The organism is Cobetia sp. (genome assembly GCF_983723665.1).
On the sequence record NZ_CFDJES010000022.1, the window covers coordinates 2,865 to 6,926 of the forward strand.

6 protein-coding genes are annotated in these 4,062 nt (G+C 64.8%); all 6 read left to right on the plus strand.

Annotated elements, in window-relative coordinates; genetic code table 11:
- Positions 1 to 501 (plus strand): DNA polymerase III subunit gamma/tau C-terminal domain-containing protein (locus AC4FAH_RS03940; RefSeq protein ID WP_490245658.1); only part of this gene is annotated, 501 nt, incomplete at its 5' end.
- Positions 502 to 682: 181 nt separating this feature from the next.
- Entirely contained in the window at positions 683 to 1,015 is a 333-nt protein-coding gene (locus tag AC4FAH_RS03945) for a YbaB/EbfC family nucleoid-associated protein (RefSeq protein WP_043333871.1), read from the plus strand.
- Positions 1,015 to 1,641 (plus strand): recombination mediator RecR, encoded by a 627-nt coding sequence (recR, locus tag AC4FAH_RS03950; RefSeq protein WP_043333870.1) that lies wholly within the window; start codon positions 1,015 to 1,017, stop codon positions 1,639 to 1,641. The genes AC4FAH_RS03945 and recR overlap by 1 nt, the downstream gene beginning before the upstream one ends.
- A gap of 217 nt (positions 1,642 to 1,858) precedes the next feature.
- Entirely contained in the window at positions 1,859 to 3,040 is a 1,182-nt protein-coding gene (rnd, locus tag AC4FAH_RS03955; protein ID WP_225347188.1) for a ribonuclease D, read from the plus strand.
- A 115-nt stretch (positions 3,041 to 3,155) separates the two neighbouring features.
- Positions 3,156 to 3,512, plus strand: a complete 357-nt coding sequence (locus AC4FAH_RS03960; protein ID WP_225347187.1) for a YcgL domain-containing protein — start codon at positions 3,156 to 3,158, stop codon at positions 3,510 to 3,512.
- A gap of 69 nt (positions 3,513 to 3,581) precedes the next feature.
- On the plus strand, positions 3,582 to 4,061 hold the full coding sequence (locus AC4FAH_RS03965) for a YcgN family cysteine cluster protein (RefSeq protein WP_054555633.1): 480 nt from the start codon (positions 3,582 to 3,584) through the stop codon (positions 4,059 to 4,061).
- Position 4,062 lies beyond the last annotated feature (1 nt).

Below are 4,062 nucleotides of genomic sequence, written 5' to 3' on the forward strand. Positions count from 1 at the left end.
GCCGTGGCAGCGCAACCGCTGCCGGAGCCTGCTCCCGCACCGGAGCCGGCACCCGCGGCTGCTCCCACGCCGGCGCCGAGCGCCCCGAGTACCGATGGTCGCTTGAATCACGCCGCGTGGCTGGAGCTGTTCCCCTCACTGGGGCTGGGCGGCATCACGCGCAATATCGGCGCGCATTGCCTGGTCGAGCACGATGACGGCACCCACCTCAAGTTGAGGCTGGACCCCGCCCAGTCGGCGATGATGGCCGAAGTCCATCAGGAGCGCATTCGCAAGGCGCTGGCGGGCCAGGGCGTGGAGCGTGTGCTGGAGATCAGCGTCGCGCCGCTGCCGGAAGGTCTGGAAACGCCGCACAGTCGTCGCATTCGTCTGCTGGGCGAACGTCATGTGCGCGCGGTTGAAGCCTTGCGTGCTGACCCGCATATCCAGTCCATGGAGCAACAGCTGGGCGCACGTCTGATCGAGGAAAGCGTCAACTCCTTCGAGCCGGACGATTTCTGACGCTCTGGGCAGTTTCGACCGAGTGTCGGCGGTGCCGGGCATCGCTGACGCTTTCCCGGATTCGCGGTGCGTGTGCCGACAAGGCATGCACACCACAGGCCGGAGGTGCCACGACATGGCACGTCCGGCAGACAGCATTTATCGTTAGGTCATGTTCAACACGTTATTGATGAGGTGAGCCATGTTCGGTGGAAAAGGCGGTATGGGTAACATCATGAAGCAGGCGCAGGAAATGCAGGAGCGCATGCAGAAGGTCCAGGAAGAAGCCGCCAAGGCGGAAGTCCAGGGCGAATCCGGCGCGGGCATGGTCAAGGTCACCATGAACGGTCGTCATGACGTCGCGCGCGTCGAGATCGACCCGAGCCTGATGGAAGAAGACAAGGAGCTGCTGGAAGATCTGCTGGCGGCCGCCGTCAATGACGCGGTGCGCAAAGTCGAAGTCAATTCCAAGAAGCAGATGGAAGAGGCGACTGCTGGCATGAACCTTCCGGCCGGCTTCAAGATGCCGTTCTGATGGGATTTTCGCCGCTGGTAGATCAGTTGCTGGATGCCTTGCGCGTGCTGCCGGGCGTTGGCCCGCGAACGGCACAGCGCATGGCGCTGCATCTGCTGGAGCGTGATCGCATGGGCGCCGACCGTCTGGTCGGCGTGCTGGGCGAGGCGCTGGAGCGCGTCGGCTATTGCGCGCGCTGCCGCACGCTGACCGAGGAAGAGGTCTGTCAGCTGTGCCTGAGTCCGCGGCGTGATGAGCGCGTGCTGTGCGTGGTGGAATCGCCCGCCGACCAGCTCGCCATCGAGGGCGCGGGTGGCTATGTGGGGCGCTATTTCGTGCTGCACGGCCATCTGTCGCCGCTGGATGGTATCGGGCCCGAGGATATCGGGCTGGATGCGCTGGAAACCCGCGTCCGCGAGAGCCAGATCGAGGAGCTGGTGCTGGCCACCAACCCGACGGTCGAGGGCGAGGCCACCGCACATTACATCGCCGAGCAGCTTCGCGATGTGCAGCACGGTGGGCAGCCGCTCAAGCTGACGCGTCTGGCCTATGGCGTGCCGATGGGCGGGGAGCTGGAATACGTCGATGGCGGCACGCTCAGTCGTGCCTTCAGCGGCCGTCTGCCGTTCACCCTCGGCGAGATCTGATGCGATACCGGTGCCGACGCTGTTCGGCACCGGCATCAAGGCAACTTCGGTAGCAAAGCAGCTTCGGTATCAAAGCAACTACAGCAGCACGTCTGCGGGCGTGGTGGTCAGGAACCACCACGCCCGCGGTCGTTTACCGCCCGGTGTCTGGCGAGTGCCCGTCACCTTCAATTCCCGCTTGCCCGGGCAAGCCTGTCACCACGAGATTTCCTTGCTGATGAGTGATCAACCCGCCACCGCACTGCTGTCAGAACTCGATTTCGAGGCCGTCTGGGTCGAGACCCCCGAGGCGCTGGCCGCTGCCTGTGCAGAACTGGAAGGCGCCGATTGGCTGGCGTTGGACACCGAATTCATCCGCGAGTCGACCTTCTTCCCGATTCCGGCACTGGTGCAGCTGATGGCCGCCCGTGACGGCGAGCTGCCCGGTGCGGACGGCAAGACGCCGCGCATCTTCCTGATCGACCCCACCGTGGTGCCGGCCAGCGAGGCGCTCAAGCGTCTGCTGGGGGCAGAGGGTCCGCTCAAGCTGCTGCACGCCTGTGGCGAGGACATGGAAGTCTTCCTGCGCTGGGCGGGCGTGGCGCCGACGCCGCTGATCGATACCCAGATCGCCGAAGGCCTGACCGGCGGCGAAGCCTCGATGGGCTATCAGCGTCTGGTCGAGCGCGTGGTGGGCGTCACCGTGCCCAAGGAAGAGACGCGTTCCAACTGGCTCAAGCGCCCCTTGAGTCAGGCGCAGTGCGATTACGCCGCGCTGGACGTGCTGTTCCTGCCGCAGGTGTGGTCCGAGCAGCGTGATGCATTGCTCGAGTTGGACCGCATGGCGTGGCTTGAAGAGGATTGCCGGGACCCGGGCAGCAGCGGCGGTGCCACGCCGGACCCGGAGTACTGGAAGCGTCATCGCAGCCTGTGGAAGCTCTCGCCGCGTGGCCTGGCCGCCTGGCAGGTGCTGTGTGACTGGCGCGAGGAGCAGATTCGTCTGCGCGACGTGCCGCGTTCACGCCTGCTGGCCGATGCGCAGCTGTTCGGGATCTGCGAGCGACTGCCGACCAATCGCTTCGAGCTGGCCAAGGTCGATGGCATGCATCCGCCGCAGATCAAGCGCCACGGGGACACCGTGCTGACGCTGCTCAAGGACGTGGCGATGCTCGATGACAGTCAGCTGCCGCGCGTGCCGCCGTCGCCGTTGGCGCCGGAGTGGAAGAACTGCATGAAGCGCCTCAAGCGTGAGGTCAATGCGGTGGCGGAGGCACAGCAGCTCAAGCCTGAGATTCTCGGCAAGCGCCGTGACATGGAAGCGCTGGTGATCGCCGATTACGAGGGCGAGCCGCTGCCCTTGGCGCAGGGCTGGCGTGGTGAGCTGCTGGCCGCGCGCCTGGCCAAGGCGCTCGAGAGCTGACGCTCGCCGCTTTCGTGGGCCAGACTGCAAGGGGCATGCGCGAGGCTCGCGCAGCCTGGCCTGCCAGCAACACAGGTCAGAAACAGGCCAGAAACCGGTAGTGAGCTCTCGGGTCATGCCCGTGACGCGAGAGCCCGCTGATGCGCGCAAGCGCTGCAAGATGATGGGTAGCCCGATGACAGACGACAAGATGATCTGCGAGATCTACAAGAGCGCCAAGAAGGACGAGATGTATCTCTACGTCGAGAAGGCGCGTGGACTCAAGGATGTGCCGGAATCCCTGCTGGGCATCTTCGGCACGCCGACCCCTTTGATGACACTGCTGATTCGTGCCGACAAGCCGCTGGCGCGCGTTGCCAGCACCACGGTGCTCGAGAAGATTCGCGAGCAGGGCTTCTATCTGCAGATGCCGCCGGCCAAGGAAAATCTCCTCAAGGAGATTGGCGTGACGCCGCCGGAAACGCATTACTGACGCCCTGTCCGGCAGACAAGACCGTACTGATGAAACGACCCTGCTGCCCGGCAGGGCGAGGAGAGCAAGATGAGCGATGTTCCGCAGCCTGACGGCGGAAAGCGTGAGCGTTTCTGGGAGCGCCACGCACTCTCGGAGCTGAATACCGCCGAGTGGGAGGCGCTGTGCGATGGCTGTGGCCAATGCTGCCTGCTCAAGTTCGAGGATGAAGACAGTGGCGATATCGCGGTACTCGATGTCGCCTGTCGTCTGCTGGATGTGCGCAAGGTCAGCTGCCGCGATTATCCCAATCGCGCCACGCGCGTGCCGGGCTGCATCCCGCTGGATGTCGAGACGGTGGGCAAGCTGCGCTGGCTGCCGGAAACCTGCGGCTATCGTCGCCTGAATGAAGGCCGTGAGCTGCCCGAATGGCACCCGCTGTTGACCGGGGATGCCAAGAGCGTCAAGCGCGCCGGGGTCTCGGTGTCACGCTTCGCCGTCTCCGAGGTATCGGTGCGCCAGCAGGACCTGGAAGACCACATCATCGCGATCATCGATCCCGAGAGCTGAG